The sequence below is a fragment of the Streptomyces sp. NPDC030809 genome (assembly GCF_055572195.1).
Map to the genome: position 1 here is coordinate 11399 of NZ_JBVIDV010000008.1, position 15687 is coordinate 27085.

Genomic DNA, 15687 nt, shown 5'->3' on the forward strand with positions numbered 1-15687 from the left:
ACCCGGTCTCCGCGGACGGACCGGATCCGTCCGGGGACGAGACGCGAGGGGCGATGGCAGCCACACCTGAGCGCACAGACCCGACCCGGCCCCACGGCGGCCCCGCAGGGTGCGCGAGCCCCGGCGGCGCGCCCGAAGAGCCCAAAGGGGCCCGCTACTGCGCCGGCCCGGCCGCCCCGCCGCGCACCCTCCTCGACATCCTGGACGCCACCGTACGGGCGTACCCCGACGAGCTCGCCCTCGACGACGGCACCCGCCGGCTCACCTACCGGGCGCTGGCCGCGGAAGTCGGGCGCCGCAGGCGGGCGCTGGCGGCCGCCGGGGTGCGGACCGGCGACCGGGTCGGCGTGCGCGTGCCCTCGGGCACCAACGAGCTGTACCTCGCCATCCTGGCGGTCCTCGCGGCGGGCGCGGCGTACGTGCCCGTCGACGCCGAGGACCCCGACGAGCGGGCCGAACTGGTCTTCGGCGAGGCCGGGGTACGCGCCGTCCTGGGCGCCGGCGGGCACCTCGGACCCCGCGGCTCCGGCGGCGACGGCGGAGCGCAGGCGACCGCGGCGGCCGGCGGGCCCGCCCCGGCGGGCATCCGCCCCGGCCCCGGCGACGACGCGTGGATCATCTTCACCTCCGGCTCCACCGGCAAGCCCAAGGGCGTCGCCGTCACCCACCGCAGCGCCGCCGCGTTCGTGGACGCCGAGGCCGCCCTCTTCCTCGCCGACGACCCCATCGGACCCGGCGACCGCGTCATGGCAGGGCTGTCGGTGGCCTTCGACGCCTCCTGCGAGGAGATGTGGCTGGCGTGGCGGCACGGCGCCTGCCTGGTGCCCGTACCCCGCGCCCAGGTGCGCAGCGGGCCCGACCTCGGCCCCTGGCTGGTCGAACAGGAGATCACGGTGGTCTCCACCGTGCCCACCCTCGCCGCGCTCTGGGAGCAGGAGGCCCTCGACGAGGTCCGGTTGCTGATCTTCGGCGGCGAGGCCTGCCCGCCCGAGCTCGCCCGGCGCCTGGTCACCGAAGGCCGCGAGGTCTGGAACACGTACGGCCCCACCGAGGCCACCGTCGTCGCCTGCGCCGCCCTGATGACCGGCGAGGAACCCGTCCGGATCGGCCTCCCGCTGCCCGGCTGGGAACTCGCTGTGGTCGACGACTCCGGGGAACCGGTCGCCATGGGCGGCAGCGGCCGACTGGTGATCGGCGGGGTCGGCCTGGCCCGCTACCTCGACCCGGCCAAGGACGCCGAGATGTACGCCCCCCTGGACTCCCTCGGCTGGGACCGCGCCTACCGCAGCGGGGACCTGGTCCGCGCCGAACCCGAAGGCCTGGTCTTCCTCGGCCGCGGCGACGAGCAGGTCAAGCTGGGCGGCCGCCGGATCGAACTCGGCGAGGTGGACGCCGCCCTCCGGGCCCTGCCCGGCGTGGCCGGCGCGGCCGCCGCCGTCCGCACCGCGCGCAGCGGAAACCAACTGCTCGTCGGCTACCTCGTCACCGGAGGGGGCTGGGACCGCTCCGCGGCCGTCCAGCGGCTGCGCGAGGCGCTCCCGGCGGCCCTCGTACCGCTCCTCGCCGAGGTCCCCGCCCTGCCCACCCGCACCTCCGGCAAGGTGGACCGGGACGCCCTGCCCTGGCCCCTGCCCGCGCTCGAAGCCGCCGGCCCCGCCGAACCGCTCCACGGCACCGAGGCCTGGCTCGCCGAGCAGTGGCGCGAAGCCCTCGGCGTCGCCGTCACCGGCCCCCACGACGACTTCTTCGCCATCGGCGGCACCAGCCTCGCCGCCGCCCGGCTCACCACCCGGCTGCGCACCCGCTACCCCGGCGCCGCCGTGCTCGACGTCTACCAGCAGCCCACCCTGCGCAAACTCGCCCGCCGGCTGGAGAAGTCCGTCCACCGGGACGAGCGCCCCCGCACCGTCGCACCCGTGCCCACCCGCGCCAAGATCGTGCAGTCGCTCCTGCTGCTGCCGCTGTTCACCCTCGTCGGGCTGCGCTGGACCACCGCCCTGCTGGCCCTGGGCACCGTACTGCACCACCTCGGGCCGTACCCGTGGGCCCCGGCCGCCCCCTGGTGGCAGGTCGCCGCCGGAGCGCTGCTCTTCTACAGCCCGCCCGGCCGCCTCGCCCTCGCGGCCGGCGGTGCCCGGCTGCTGCTGCGCGGGGTGGGCCCCGGCCGCTACCCGCGCGGCGGCTCCGTCCACCTGCGCCTCTGGACTGCCGAACGGCTGGCCGCATGTGCGGGCGCCACCGCCCTCACCGGGGCCTGGCTGGAACGCTACGCGCGCGCCCTCGGCGCCCGGGTCGGCCGCGAGGTCGATCTGCACGCCCTGCCGCCCGTCACCGGGCTGCTCCGGCTCGGCCGCGGCTGCGCGGTGGAGTCCGAGGTGGACCTCGGCGGGTACTGGCTCGACGGCGACCGGCTGGAGATCGGCACCGTCAAGGTCGGCGCCGGCGCCGTGGTCGGCACCCGCAGCATCCTCTTCCCCGGTGCCCGCGTCGGAAAGCGCGCCGAAGTGGCACCCGGATCCGCCGTGGCCGGCCAGATCCCCACCGGCCAGCGCTGGGCCGGCGCCCCCGCCGCCAAGACCGGCCGGGCCAAGCACAACTGGCCGCGCGAACGCCCGCCCCGGGCCGCGCGCTGGAGCGTCCTGTACGGGGCCACCGGCCTCGGCCTGACCCTCCTGCCGGTGCTCGCCGCCGTGCCCGCCCTGGTGGTCGCCGACCTCTTCGTGCCCGCCGGGGCCGGGCTCGCCGCCGCGCTCCGCGGGGCCCTGCTCGCCTCGGTGCCCGCGGCCCTCGCCTTCGGGACGGCGTACGCACTGCTGGTGCTCGCGGCCGTACGGCTCCTCGGCACCGGCCTGCACCCCGGCACCCACCCCACCCACAGCCGCGTCGCCTGGCAGGCCTGGACGGTCACCCAGCTGATGGACCTGGCCCGCGGCACCCTCTTCCCGCTCTACGCCGGCCTCGTCACCCCGGTCTGGCTGCGGCTGCTCGGCATGCGCATCGGGCCCGGCGCCGAGGTGTCCACCGTGCTGGCACTGCCGAGCCTCACCACCGTGCGCGAGGGCGCCTTCCTCGCCGACGACACCCTGACCGCGCCCTACGAACTCGGCGGCGGCTGGATGCGCATCGGCCGCTCGGAGATCGGCCGCCGGGCCTTCCTCGGCAACTCCGGCATGACCGCGCCGGGCCGCAGGGTGCCCGACGACGGCCTGGTCGGCGTCCTGTCCGCCACCCCGAAGAAGGCCAAGAAGGGCAGCTCGTACCTGGGCCTGCCGCCCGTCCGGCTGCCGCGCTCCGCCGCAGCCGGGGACCAGGGGCGCACGTACGACCCGCCCGCCCGGCTGCTGTGGGCGCGGGGGCTGGTGGAGCTGTGCCGGCTGGTGCCGGTGTGCTGCTCGGCGGCCCTGGCCGCCATGACCGCGGCCGCACTCTGCGCCCTGATGGCCCCACGCGGAGCAGGTGGCGGCAGCGGGGCGGCCGCCGCGGTCGGGGCGGGGGCCGGAGCCGGGGCGGGGGCCGGGGTCGCGGCGGGCGGCGGAGCCGGGGCGGCTTCCGGAGCCCTCACCGCCGCCGAGGGCCTCACCGGGGCCGCGGGCGGGCCGGGCGCTCTGGGAGGCGGCCTCCCGGACCCGGGCGTCCCGGGCCTCGGCCTGGTGGGCGGCGCGCTCCTGTCGGGCGTGGTGCTGCTCGCCGCCGGGGTGACCGCCTGCCTGATCGCCGCGGCCGCCAAATGGGCGCTCGTGGGCCGGCACCGCACCGGCGAGCACCCGCTGTGGAGCGGCTTCGTGTGGCGCAACGAGCTGGTGGACACCTTCGTGGAGATGCTGGCCGTGCCGTGGCTGGTCGGCGCCGTGCCGGGCACCCCGCTCATGGCCCTGTGGCTGCGCGGGCTGGGCGCCCGGGTCGGCCGCGGCGTGTGGTGCGAGAGCCACTGGCTGCCGGAGACCGACCTCGTCACGCTCGGGGACGGGGCCGGGGTGAACCGCGGCTGTGTCGTGCAGACCCACCTCTTCCACGACCGGATCTTGCGGACGGATACTGTGGTCCTCGGTGCGGGCGCCACCCTGGGACCGGGCGGGATCGTGCTGCCCGGCAGCACGGTCGGAGCACGCAGCACCCTGGGCCCGGCCTCCCTCGTGATGGCCGGGGAATCCGTCCCGGCCGACACCCGCTGGCTGGGCAATCCGATCGAGGCCTGGCGGCCGTGACGGAGGGCACGAGCACGGTGCAGGGAAGGACGGCGGCCATGGGCGGCCAGACCAGGACGGGCAGCGGCAGCGGTACGGGCGGCCCGGGCAGACCCGACGGCCGCAGCGGCCCGGCGGCCGACCCGTACTTCCCGGACAACGGCGATCCGCGCTACCGCGTCCACCGGTACGAACTCGCCCTGGAGTACCGCCCCGGCCCCAACCGGCTCGCGGGCACCGCCCGGCTCAGCGCCATAGCGGGACCGGCCCCGCTCGCCGAGTTCTTCCTCAACCTCGCCGAGTTCAGGACCAGCCGCGTCCTCGTCGACGGCCGCGCCCCGCACTACACCCACCGCGGCGGCCGCCTGCGGCTGCGCCCGGCCAAACCCCTGCCCGCCGGGGCCGCGTTCACCGTGGAAGTGCACTGGTCGGGCAACCCCAGGCCGGTGCGCAGCCCCTGGGGCGGCCTCGGATGGGAGGAACTGACCGACGGCGCGCTGGTGGCCAGCCAGCCGGTCGGCGCGCCCTCCTGGTACCCCTGCAACGACCGCCCCGCCGACAAGGCCTCGTACCAGATCTCGGTCAACACCCCGTCCGCGTACACCGTGGTCGCCGGCGGCCGGCTGCTCACCCGGACCACCCGGGCCAGCACCACGACCTGGGTCTACGAACAGCCCGCCCCCACCTCCAGCTACCTGGTCGGGCTGTCCGTCGGCGTGTACCAGACCGTGCTGCTCGGCGAGCCGGGCCTGGGCGGCGTACCGCAGAGCGCGTACGTCCCGGCCCGCCTGCTGCCGCAGTTCTCCCGGGACTTCGCCCGGCAGCCGGCGATGATGCGGCTGTTCGAGGAGCTGTTCGGGCCGTACCCCTTCGGCGAGTACGCGGTGGTCGTCGCGGACGAGGAGCTCGACGTGCCGGTGGAGGCCCAGGGCCTGTCCCACTTCGGCACCAACCACGTGGACGGCGTACGCGGCTCGGAGCGGCTGATCGCCCACGAGCTGGCCCACCAGTGGTTCGGCAACAGCGTCACCATCGCCGACTGGCGGCACATCTGGCTCAACGAGGGCTTCGCGAAGTACGCCGAATGGCTCTGGTCGGAACGCTCCGGCGGCCGCACCGCCCAGGAACAGGCGGCCGCGGCCCACCGCCTGCTGGCCGGCCTGCCCCAGGACCTGCACCTGGCGGACCCGGGACGCAAGCTGATGTTCGACGACCGCCTCTACCAGCGCGGCGGCCTCGCGGTCCACGCACTGCGGTGCGCCCTGGGCGACGGGGCCTTCTTCCCGATGCTGCGCGACTGGACGGCGGCGAACCGGCACGGGACGGTCACCACGCAGGCCTTCACCGCCCACGCGGCCCGCTATGCGCCGGCCCCGGTGGACGAGCTCCTGGCGGCCTGGCTTCGGGAACCCGCCCTCCCGCCCCTGCCCGCCCCGGGGGCGCCGGGGGCGTGAGGCCGCCCGCCGGGCGCGGGCCCGCACCGGCCGGTCACTTTCTACTTGCGGAAGTGGAAAGCATTCGGATAGTTTTCCGGCATGGAAAGTGACTTCTCTCCGCAGCAGGCCCTGGCCGTGGCCGAGCGCGGGGCCGCCGCCCCGTGGATCGACTACCCCCGCACCCCCGCCTGGTACTACCCGGCCGGCGGCCTCTGGGCCGCCGCCCTCGTGCTGGCCGTCACGGAGCTGGACGGCTCGGCGCTCGCCGGGGCCGTCGCCGGACTGGTGGCCCTGGAGCTGGCCTTCGCGACCTGGTACCGCAAGGTCCGCACCGCCTGGCCGAAGATCGGCTCGGCCCCCGCCGAATTCAAGCCCGCCATCCGGGCGTTCGTGCTCGGCGCGGGCGCGCTGACGGCCGTCGTCGCGGCCCTGGCCCTCTTCGTCGGCGCAGTGGCCGCCGTGCCCGTGACCCTGGCCGGAGTGACCACCGGCCTGTACGCGTACGAGAAGGCGTACGAGCGGGCCGCCGAGCGCACCCGCGGCCGCCTCGGCGGCGCGGCGTGAGCCTCGCCGACCTCGACCCGGTCATCCACGCACCCAAGCGCCTGGCGGCCATGTCGGTCCTCGCCCACAGCGACCACGCCGACTTCGGCTTCCTCCGCGACCACCTCGGCATCAGCGACTCGGACCTCTCCAAGCAGATGACCGCGCTGGAGCACGCCGGCTACGTCAAGGTCAACAAGACCGGCCGCGGCCGGGGCGCCGCCACCTGGTACCGCCTCACCGCCGCCGGCCGCCGGGCGTACGAGCGCCACATCGCAGCCCTCAACGCCATCGTGGCCGGAGCCGGTGTCGTCCCGCCCGCGCAGCCCGAGCCGCCGACGGGACCGGGGGCGTCGGCGGCCTCGGAGGACCGGCCCGGCTGATCCGGCCCGACGCACGCCCTGCCGCTACCCGGTGACCATGCGTCAGACTGGGCGCATGGCCAGATATCCGCGGGTGGAGTGCCCGGAATGCCGAGGGGTCTACGGGGGTGCGCCCACCCGGGCCATCGGGATGGTGAGCGTCGTGGACCACAAACGGGAGCCCCGCTCCCTCCAGTTGTGCCCCGGCAGCATGGTCCACGTGCCGCTGCGCGACGCCCGCGCCTGGCAGGAGGAACTCCCCCTGGCCGAACCGGCCGAGGAGCCGCCGCACCTCTTCGACCTGTCCTAGGACAACAAACCGCCCACGAACCCTCCGGCCAGGCCACTCGCCCGCGTCACGGATGCTTCGGGCGGTACGGGGTATCCGCGACCAGACGACCGGTGTCTTCGAGAAGGGTCTTCAGCCATGACGCAGGACCAGCCTGCCCCGTCGATCGAGCCGGACGGCCCGACTCCCACCGAGCACGCGGCTCGCGACCGGGTCCGTCGACAAGCCGCCGGTATGCGACATCACCAGGCTGCCGAAGCCCTGGACACGGCCGAGCGGGCAGCGGGCACCCTCGACGCCGCGGACGCCGGTACCCGGGCCACCGTCGCCGAATGGCAGCGGATCACCGACCTGCTGGCCGGCCACGACGGCCCCTACACGGCAGAGGCCGATGCCTTCGTACAGGGCGAGCTCGCCGCGTGCGGCGAACGGCAGACGGACTCCTGACCGTTCGCGTCGGAGCGCGACGGGGTCGGGTCTGCGCCTCCTGTCCGCCTCCTGTCCCCGTCCCGCTCTTCTGGCGAATCGGCGCGGGAGAACGCGCCTTTGGGCCAGACTGGGGCCGTTCGCGCAGGGGTCGAAAGCGGGAGGTCGCGTTGGCGTCGGTGATCGAGGTAGAGCAGCGCACGGGGGCAGCGCCCATCCTTGTCGAGGTCTCGGAGATCCCGGACGAGAAGGCGGAAGACGCCTCGGACATCTACGAGGGCAGGACACGCGCCGTCCGCGAGCAGGTCGTACGGCTGGCGCGACCGCTCTTCTCGGAGGCACTCGACCTCATCGGGTCCTGCGCCGAGGAGGTACACGAGACCTTCCGCGCCCTGCCGGAGGGCAGGCGCCCGCAGGAGCTGGAGATGCAGTTCGCGGTGAAGCTCGACACCAAGGTCGGCGCGAAGATCGTCGAGGCGACGGCGGGCGCGCAGTTCCAGGTGGTCCTGCGGTGGAAGGCGCCGCAGGACGGCCCGAACGGCGAGCGGCCGCTCGCTCAGTGACCGCCGGACGCCTGGACCTGCAGCCTTCGATCCTGCCCTTCAGCCGGATCGTCGGGCAGGACGAGCTCAAGAAGGTCCTCGAAATCGCCTACGTGATGCCCTCGGTCGGCGGAGTGCTCGCCAGCGGGGAACGCGGCACCGCCAAGTCGACCGCCGTCCGGGCGTTCGCGCACATGATGTACGGACGGCTGCCGGTCACCCTGCCCATCAACGCCACCGACGACCGCATCGTCGGCGGCTGGCAGGTCGACGCCCTCCTGCGGGGCGAACCCAAACAGATGAAGGGGCTGCTGGAGGAGGCCCACGACGGGCTGCTCTACGTCGACGAGGTCAACCTCCTCGACGACCACGTGGTCAACCTCATCCTGGACGTGGTGTCCACCGGACTGCTCGTGGTCCAGCGCGACGGCCTGGACCGCGCCGACGTCCACGTCTCCTTCACCCTGGTGGGCACGATGAACCCCGAAGAGGGCGGGCTGCGGCCGCAACTCCTCGACCGGTTCGGCCTGATGGTCCCGGTGACCACCGAACGGGACACCGCCGTGCGCAGGGACATCCTGCTGACCGTGCTGCGCTTCGAGGAGGAGCGCCGTAAGGCGGACTCCGCCTGGCTGGCCGAGGGCGCCACCGCCGACCGCGCCCACCGGGCGCGGATCGAGGCGGCCCGGGCGGCCGTCGGCCACGTCGTGCTCGGGCCCGAGACGGCGGAGCTGTGCGCGCGCCTCGCCGTGGAATTCGGCGTGACCGGTCACCGCGGCGACATCGTCATGGCCGAGGCAGCGCGCGCCGTCGCCGCACTTGACGGACGCAGCGAGGTCACCGCCCGGGACGTGGCCTTCGTGGCACCGTACGCCCTCATGCACCGGCGGCCCGAAGCAGCGTACGGCGACGCCGCCACCTGGGAACCGGAGGACGAGGAACTGCTGGACCACACCGTGGCCGAATACGAGGCCGTGGCCGAGGCCGACGTACGGGCGGGTGAGCAGGTGCATGGAAGTCCGTGAGCACGTGGCCACCGCGCTGGCGTGCGCCGCGCTCGACCCCGGGTTGGGGGGCGTCCTGCTGCTCGACCTCGACCCGGCGCTCGCAGCGCCGCTCGGCGCATGGCTCGCCGCGCTCCTGCCCGGAGACGGGCGGCCAAGGGTGCTGCCCTCCGACGCCACCGACGAAGACCTCTGGGTGACGATGCGTCCGTCTGTCGGCGCGGAGCGGACGTTCCGGCCGGCTCCGGGTCCATTGCTCGCCGCCGGGCGCCGGCCTGGCGTCGTGGTGGTCCCCGACCTCGCCCGGTCGGGCCTGGCCGTGGCAGTGGCCGCGGTGACGACCCTCACCGCGGCCGTCGCCCATCTGGAACGCGATGGCCAAAGCGTCACCTGGGGCCCTGCGGACCGCTGGATCGCCGGCTGCGCCGCGGACCGGACGGCCCGCGTGTCCCGGCATCTGCTCGACCGCTTCGGCCTGCGCGTCGACGCGGGCGGCCTGACACCCCCCTCCTGCGGCCCGATGTCCTCCGGCCCGACGTCCCCCGGCCTGACGCCCCCACCTCCCCAGGGCTCGGCACCTTCGTCCCACGGTCCGATGTCCTCCTCCCACCGCCCGACCGTGCTGGACGATCCGCCGGACAGGTGGCGGCAGGCCGTACGCGCCGCCGACGAGGGCGGACCGCTCCCGTCCTTCACGAGCGCCGCCGCCGACCGCGTCACGTCCCTGCTCCCCATGAGCCGGACCGGCACCCGCCGCGACCTGTCACTGGCGCGCACGGCCCGCGCCCTCGCACTGCTCGCCGGGGACCGCTCCACCGAAGCGGACCACGTCGACGCGGCGGCGGCCCTGATCGGCCTGCACCCTCCCGCCGGACCGCACGACCTCCCGGCTCCCGGTCCACTCCCCGACGAGCCCGGACACCGCTCCGAAGCCCCGCCATCTCCGGCAGAGCCGCCCCGCGCCGAGCGGCACAAGCGCCGGGTACGCGCCGCCGGCGACGCCCCCACCCCGCTGCCGTCCCAGCCACTGCCCGCGGTGGGGGCAGGACCGTATCCGGAAGACACCCTCCTCGACGAGCGGGAGGCGACCCCGCTGCGCCCGCCCCACCACCGGTCGACGGCGGCGACCCTGCGCGGCCTGCCGGTGGGCGCCGTCAAGGCGACCTCCATGCGTGACCTCTCCCTCACCGCGACGGCCCGCGAGGCGGCCAAGTACCAGGCCCTGCGCTGCCCCGACCACCACGCGGACGGCAGCCATCCGCTGCACCTGACGGCCGCCGACCTGCGAGCCCACCGCAGAGCGGCGGAGTCCTCCCGGCTCCTCGTCCTCCTCCTCGACCACACCAGCCGCCGGGGCATCGACTGGTACCCGGTCCTGTCGCCGTACCTGAACTGGGCCTACACCTCCCGCTCGCGGGTGGCCGTGGTCGAGGTGGGCGCCGGCGATGCACCCGCCGAGCTCGCCGCGTCCCTGTCCGTCTGCCGCAGCCTGCTGGACCGCCGCGTCATGCAGGCCCTGGCCCGCACCCCGGGACGCGCCACGCCCCTCGCCCACGCCCTGCACCTGACCGCATCACTCCTGCGCCACGAGACCCAGCACGGCGGCGCCCCCGTGGACGACGCGCTGCTGCTCGTCTTCACCGACGGCCGGGCCAACGTTCCCCTGGACGCCTCCCTGACCTTCAACCCACCGAGCGACGTCGGTGGCCGGGGCCTGCAGGACGCGTGGGAGCAGGCGCGGCGGATCGCCCGGCTGTCACGGGTCACCAGTCTGCTCCTGCACCCCGGGCCCCGGGCACAGGAGCACCTCGTCACCCGCCTGGCAGACGAGCTCGGCGCCGAAGCCGTACGCGTGGACCGGACGGGGACGGATGCCGCCTGACGACGAACGCGCCCAGGCGCGCCGCTACATCGCCCAGCTCAACCGCGGCAACCGGCAGGCCGCGTTCGTCCGCCGCACCCCGTACCGCCGCCGCCCCCTGCCCGCCGTTCCGGCGCCGGCTCGACCGTCCCCCGGGACGGCCGCAGGCCAGACGCGCACCTTCGGCGCGCTCGGCGCCGACCTGAACCGCAGACTCCCCGCCGGGATGGCCCTGCTCGTCGTGCTGCCCGTCCGCCGCAGCCACGGGCCCGGATTCCGGATGCGCGCCGTCTGCTGCTGCGGTGCGGCCGAGGAGTTCCCCGAGTACTCGCGCCCCGACATCGCCCTGGCCGACCTCGTGACACAGGGCGGCAGCCTGCCCGCCAAGGTGGTCGCCACGATGCGGACGTGGTCGAGGGGCAAGCCCGAGCTGATGCGCTGGCTGCACGCCCGCCGCTGCGCCCACGGCGACGCACTCGAGCTGGTGATCTGGGACGAGACGGGTTACGGCATCCCCTGGGAGCTGTTCTGGCTGGGCGCCCCGCCCGGCTCACCGCACCGGCCGGGTTGGCTCGGCGGCCTGGTCACGGTCACCCGCTGGCTGTCCATCCACAGCGCCTGGTCCGTCGTGCGCGACTACGCGTCGCCCTACGCGTGCGAGGGCCCGGTGGCCGCCTACATCGCCGACGACATGAGTCACGACGAGGCGCTGCTGCAGGATTTCGCCTCGGAACCCATCCGGGGCATCCGCGGCCTGCCGAAGACACTCTCCGCGGGGGATCCGCTCGGCATGGTGTACATCGCCTGCCACGGCACCTTCGGCTCCGACGAGGACGACTGCCACCTGGACAACGTCAAACTGGTCATGCTGGACGGCGGCGAGGACGACGCCTTCGAGCGCCTCGTCTCCGCGGCCACCCTCGTGTTCCTCAACGCCTGCCACTCGGGCCGGCTCCTCGCCGAGGACGGCGACTACGCCGACCAGAACCAGCGGGGGTTCTCCGAGCTCTTCCTGCGGTCGGGTGCCGCCGGAGTACTCGCCACCAGCGGGGAGGTCGGGGACGCCGACGCCCACCGCATGGCCGGCGAACTGCTGCGGCTGTTACGGGACCGCCCCGGCACGCCGGTTGCCGCGGCCCTGCGCGAACTGCGTTCGGAGCTGGCCCACCTGACGCCGTCCGACGTGTTCGATGCCGAGCCGAAGGAGGCGCAGCGACGGCTGCTCCCCCTGCTCTACCGGTTCATGTACGTCTACTACGGCAGTCCCCGTACCCGGGTCGCCCTGACACCCCGCCCGGCGGGAACATGAGCACCCCCCGAGTGGAGCCGCGCGTCACCTGGCCGCGCTCCGTCGTGCCCGGCGAGCCCTTCCTGGTGTCGGTGGACCTCGCCCTGGTCGGCGAAGGGGCCGAGTCCTGGCCGTTCGAGGCCGAGGAGTTCGAGTTCACCTGTGTCCTCGACGGGGCACGGCACTTCCGGGTCGAAGCGGTCCACGACGCGAGCGTGGTGGTGCACCGCTTCGGCGGCTCGTACGGGCCCGCGCAGTTCGTGGTGACCGCCCGGTCGGCGCCGGGCCGCCATGCGCTGCGACTGACCCCGCTGACCTCGAACGGCATCGTCATGGGATCGGTGGAAGTACCGGTGGACGTCCACGAGGCGCCGGCGGCCGCTGCGCGCCGGACCGGGGAAGAGCCGCACCCGGCCTACGAGGTGGTGGAGCTGGAGACGGCAGGACCGGAGGCGGCGGGGCAGGGGACGGCGGGGCGGGGGACGGCGGGGCGGGGGACGGCGGGGTCGGAGACCGTGCCGCCGGAACCGGCTCCGCGGCGGACGGCCCTGTGCATCGTGAGCAGCCGGTACGAGGAGCTCGATCCGCTGCCCGGCGCGCACCGGGCGGGCCGCGACGTGGTGAGGGTGCTCACGAGCCTCGGCTACGTGTGCAGCATGCTCAACGACCCCACCGCGCGGCAGGTCCTTACGGAGACCAAGCGCTTCATGGATCGGGGCGACGGGCTGCGGATCGTGTACTTCAGCGGGCACGGGCTGGTGACCATTGATGGCGACCTGTTCCTCGCCGCCCGGGACACGCGTTCGGATCTCGTCGAGGTCACCGGCGTGGACTACCGCCGATTCCACCGCCTGCTCGTGGATTCGGGACACGGCGCGCACACCCTGTTCCTGCTGGACGCCTGCTTCTCCGGCCGTGCCGCCGATTTCCATCCGAACGACACCGCACCCTCCGCCTACGTGGTGGCGTCCTGCGCCGCCGGCGAGACCTCGTACGACAACAATTTCAGCCACAGCCTGGCCGAGGTCCTGGCACGGGCCGCGGAAGGGAGGCTCGCTCCGGGACGGCCCGGCGCGGCGGTGCCGCTCGGCACGTTCGTCGACGCCCTCGACCGCGGCATGCGCGAGGCGATGCCCTCGGTGCAGCAGACGGTCACGTTCAGCGGGCCCCGACCCAGCGGGGGCGACCCCGCGTTCATCCCGGTCGTGGCCCCGCCGCCACAGATCCCGTCACAACCGGTCCCGTCGCGGCCGCTGCGGGTGCTCGTGGTCCACGGTTTCGGCCACCAGTACGGCGGCCCCCGTGCGCTGGCCGCGGAATGGCTTCCACTCATCCGCGACGGAGTCCGACGGGCCGACCCCTCGCTCGACACGTCCGCCATCGAAGTGAGCGTGGCGTACTTCGCCGACCTCCTCCGCACGCCACGCGCCCAAGGCCCGCACGGGCCCGACGGCGACGACGTCCAGGACCCCGCAGGGACGGACGACCACACGGGCACGGACGACTCCACTCCGGCGGAGGCCGATCTCCTCGCCGAGTGGATCGATGCGGCGGAGGGCGCCAAGCCACGGCTCCTGAACGTGTACGCCGCCGTGCGGCGGGTGGCCGGACTGGTTGCCGGGGGCACACCGTCCGGGGCGGCGGAAAGGGTCCTCACGACGGGCCTGCGCGAGTTGTCGCGCTACTTCACGGACGAGATCCGCGACCAGGTGATCGCCCGCATCCACCAGTCCGTCACGAACACCCGACCGCACGTCCTACTGGCCCATTCTCTGGGGTCGGTGGGGGCGTACGAGGCACTGTGGCGGGCCCCCCACCCGTATGTCGGCACCCTGGTGACCACGGGCTCGCCGCTGGGCCTGAAGGCCGTGGTGACCCGCCTCGCCGCGCACGGCGGCCGACGGCCCCCCGGCGTGGGGCGGTGGTTCAACCTGGCCGGCTCCGCCGACGTCGTGGCCATCCCACGGGACGGCGTACGGAACAACTACGAGGGAGCGGCGCACCACGAGATCGACACGGGCGCCTCGAACGCCCATGCGCTCAGGTCCTACCTTGTGTCCCCGACCCTCGGCATCATCCTCGCCGACTCCCTCCGCCACCACACCACCCCCTGACCCCCACCGACCGCCCCTCGGGTCCGGCCCGTGTACCGGCTACGGGTGGTCGTGCTGCGGATCGCCACCCGTGAGGAGCTCTGACGGTTTGCCGTCCACGCCGACCGGCACGTCTCCGGCGATCAGGACCCGGTGCATGATCCGCGGGAAATCGAGGTGTGCGGCATCGCGAGGGGCCATGTGGATGGTGGCACGGTTGTCCCAGAAGGCGACGCTGCCCGGCTCCCAGCGAAAGCGCACCGTGTACTCGGGGCGGACCGCCTGCTCCAGCAGCATCTCCAGCACTTTCCGGCTCTCCGAGCGGGAGAGGCCGATGATCTGCTCGACGTAGAAGCCGTTCACGAACAGGACGCGTTCGCCGGTTTCGGGGAGGACGCGTACCAAGGGGTGAGCCGTGGCCCGCTGATGAATGATCAGGTGCTCGACGTACGCGTCATGGCCGGGCCGCGGCTTGCGGCGTCCATGTCCTCGACGACGATGCCGACGTGGTCCATCCGCTGAATCGCCATGCCGGCTGCTCCTTCTTCCTCGTGGGGCCGGTGACGCCGCCCGTGTCCGGTCGATCCTTCCAGTCGGTCCGCCTCTCCGCCTCTCCGCCCGCGTCCGGCACACACCGGCCCGCCGGCTCAGGCCAGGGCGGGCAGCGGGGTGTGGCGGGGGGTCCAGTCGAGGCGGTCGGTGGGCAGCTGGGTGGGGGTCAGGCCGGTTCTGGCCTTGAAGACGTGGTTGTAGTGGGCCTGGTCGTGGTAGCCGGCCAGCTGCGCGACCTTGGCCAGCGGCAGGCCCCGGTCCTGCAACCGCAGGGCGTACGTGAACCGCAGGATCCCCGCGATCGCGGCGGGGGAGCGCCCGACGTGCTCGCGGAAGCGGCGTTCGAGATGGCGGACGCTCCAGTGCGTACGGGCTGCCAGGTCCTTCAACCGGACCCGGCCGCGCGTGCGGTGCAGCTCGTACCAGGCCCAGCGGACCTCGGGGGCGATGCTCGGCCCGCGGTCCAGGAGGGGGAGCAGGGCCTCGTCGAGGAGCCGGGCCTGGTTGGCGGCGGCGTACGCCTCCAGCTGCTCGGGGAGGTGGCGCAGCGCGGGCGGCAGCAGGTGGGCGGGGTCCAGGTGCTGTTGGTCCCACTCGTGCATCGGGATGCCGAAGAGCCGGTACGCGCCGAGCGGGTTCATGCGCAGGGTGATGCCCCGCACCTGGCCGGCGTGCCGGCCCGTCACGGCGGTCGTTGCCGGCAGGTCGGCACGGGAGTGGCAGGTCAGGGAGCGGCTGGGGTCGACGAGGCTGTCCGTGGAGATGGGCGTGCCGAAGCTGAAGCTGATGGTGGCCAGGGTGTTCGGCGTGATCAGCCGTTTCATCGGCTTGATGCGCCCGTAGGAGAAGCCCGAGTAGCCGTGGACGAGTCCGGCGAGTGCGGCGTTCGGTGCGATGTGACGGCCGTGGCGATCGGTGGCTGCGGGTGCGGACACGGATGAACTCCTTCGCATGAGGAGCCGCGACCGCCGGTGCTGCGGGTCGCGGACGTCTGCCGGTCGAAGGGGACGGGTGGGCGCGCGGGACCGGAGCGGGGGCAGGACGGGGCCGCCGCCGGCGCCGCGGGACGGGACAAGATCGCGGCGCGCTCGGCACTGATCGTGCCGC

Annotated in this window: 12 protein-coding genes and 1 pseudogene; 11 read left to right on the top strand and 2 right to left on the bottom strand. The window is 74.5% G+C overall.

The genetic code is table 11. The features are described from left to right. Window positions 1–53 precede the first annotated feature (53 nt). The 11 genes from ACZ407_RS13005 to ACZ407_RS13055 all read left to right on the top strand — a co-directional run bounded on the left by ACZ407_RS13005 (window position 54) and on the right by ACZ407_RS13055 (window position 14049). Window positions 54–4205, top strand: coding sequence for a Pls/PosA family non-ribosomal peptide synthetase (locus ACZ407_RS13005; RefSeq protein ID WP_468128076.1), 4152 nt, complete (start codon window positions 54–56; stop codon window positions 4203–4205). 38 nt (window positions 4206–4243) lie between these two features. Continuing rightward, the gene (locus ACZ407_RS13010; RefSeq protein ID WP_468128078.1) at window positions 4244–5638 is read left to right on the top strand and encodes a M1 family metallopeptidase; all 1395 of its coding nucleotides are present in this window, start codon (window positions 4244–4246) and stop codon (window positions 5636–5638) included. Window positions 5639–5719: 81 nt separating this feature from the next. Further along, window positions 5720–6184 (top strand): hypothetical protein, encoded by a 465-nt coding sequence (locus tag ACZ407_RS13015; protein WP_468128080.1) that lies wholly within the window; start codon window positions 5720–5722, stop codon window positions 6182–6184. After that, complete coding sequence (locus ACZ407_RS13020) at window positions 6181–6546, top strand: winged helix-turn-helix domain-containing protein (protein ID WP_468128082.1); 366 nt, start codon at window positions 6181–6183, stop codon at window positions 6544–6546. The genes ACZ407_RS13015 and ACZ407_RS13020 overlap by 4 nt, the downstream gene beginning before the upstream one ends. A 55-nt stretch (window positions 6547–6601) precedes the next feature. Further along, entirely contained in the window at window positions 6602–6835 is a 234-nt protein-coding gene (locus ACZ407_RS13025; protein WP_468128084.1) for a hypothetical protein, read from the top strand. Window positions 6836–7048: 213 nt separating this feature from the next. Then, window positions 7049–7261 (top strand): hypothetical protein, encoded by a 213-nt coding sequence (locus tag ACZ407_RS13030; RefSeq protein WP_468128086.1) that lies wholly within the window; start codon window positions 7049–7051, stop codon window positions 7259–7261. Between the two features lie 158 nt (window positions 7262–7419). Then, window positions 7420–7803: a CU044_2847 family protein gene (locus ACZ407_RS13035; RefSeq protein WP_468128088.1), complete on the top strand. Its 384-nt coding sequence runs from the start codon at window positions 7420–7422 to the stop codon at window positions 7801–7803. Then, window positions 7800–8807 carry an AAA family ATPase gene (locus ACZ407_RS13040; RefSeq protein WP_468128089.1) on the top strand — a complete coding sequence of 336 codons (1008 nt, stop codon included), beginning with the start codon at window positions 7800–7802 and terminating at the stop codon, window positions 8805–8807. The genes ACZ407_RS13035 and ACZ407_RS13040 overlap by 4 nt, the downstream gene beginning before the upstream one ends. Then, window positions 8794–10668 carry a magnesium chelatase gene (locus ACZ407_RS13045; RefSeq protein WP_468128090.1) on the top strand — a complete coding sequence of 625 codons (1875 nt, stop codon included), beginning with the start codon at window positions 8794–8796 and terminating at the stop codon, window positions 10666–10668. Before ACZ407_RS13040 ends, ACZ407_RS13045 begins: the two co-directional genes overlap by 14 nt. After that, the gene (locus tag ACZ407_RS13050; RefSeq protein ID WP_468128092.1) at window positions 10658–11956 is read left to right on the top strand and encodes a CHAT domain-containing protein; all 1299 of its coding nucleotides are present in this window, start codon (window positions 10658–10660) and stop codon (window positions 11954–11956) included. Before ACZ407_RS13045 ends, ACZ407_RS13050 begins: the two co-directional genes overlap by 11 nt. Continuing rightward, on the top strand, window positions 11953–14049 hold the full coding sequence (locus tag ACZ407_RS13055; RefSeq protein ID WP_468128094.1) for a caspase family protein: 2097 nt from the start codon (window positions 11953–11955) through the stop codon (window positions 14047–14049). The genes ACZ407_RS13050 and ACZ407_RS13055 overlap by 4 nt, the downstream gene beginning before the upstream one ends. Window positions 14050–14088: 39 nt before the next feature. Here the strand turns inward: ACZ407_RS13055 and ACZ407_RS13060 are convergent. Then, window positions 14089–14505, bottom strand: a pseudogene (locus ACZ407_RS13060) (TauD/TfdA dioxygenase family protein); the annotation flags it as partial. Between the two features lie 170 nt (window positions 14506–14675). After that, window positions 14676–15515, bottom strand: coding sequence for a helix-turn-helix domain-containing protein (locus tag ACZ407_RS13065; RefSeq protein WP_468128096.1), 840 nt, complete (start codon window positions 15513–15515; stop codon window positions 14676–14678). Between the last annotated feature and the right edge of the window lie 172 nt (window positions 15516–15687).

Bases quoted from the DNA above. Each gene is read 5' to 3' on its own strand.
- ACZ407_RS13005 (WP_468128076.1), top strand. From the start codon at position 54: ATGGCAGCCACACCTGAGCGCACAGACCCGACCCGGCCCCACGGCGGC.
- ACZ407_RS13010 (WP_468128078.1), top strand. From the start codon at position 4,244: ATGGGCGGCCAGACCAGGACGGGCAGCGGCAGCGGTACGGGCGGCCCG.
- ACZ407_RS13015 (WP_468128080.1), top strand. From the start codon at position 5,720: ATGGAAAGTGACTTCTCTCCGCAGCAGGCCCTGGCCGTGGCCGAGCGC.
- ACZ407_RS13025 (WP_468128084.1), top strand. From the start codon at position 6,602: ATGGCCAGATATCCGCGGGTGGAGTGCCCGGAATGCCGAGGGGTCTAC.
- ACZ407_RS13030 (WP_468128086.1), top strand. From the start codon at position 7,049: ATGCGACATCACCAGGCTGCCGAAGCCCTGGACACGGCCGAGCGGGCA.
- ACZ407_RS13045 (WP_468128090.1), top strand. From the start codon at position 8,794: ATGGAAGTCCGTGAGCACGTGGCCACCGCGCTGGCGTGCGCCGCGCTC.
- ACZ407_RS13050 (WP_468128092.1), top strand. From the start codon at position 10,658: ATGCCGCCTGACGACGAACGCGCCCAGGCGCGCCGCTACATCGCCCAG.
- ACZ407_RS13055 (WP_468128094.1), top strand. From the start codon at position 11,953: ATGAGCACCCCCCGAGTGGAGCCGCGCGTCACCTGGCCGCGCTCCGTC.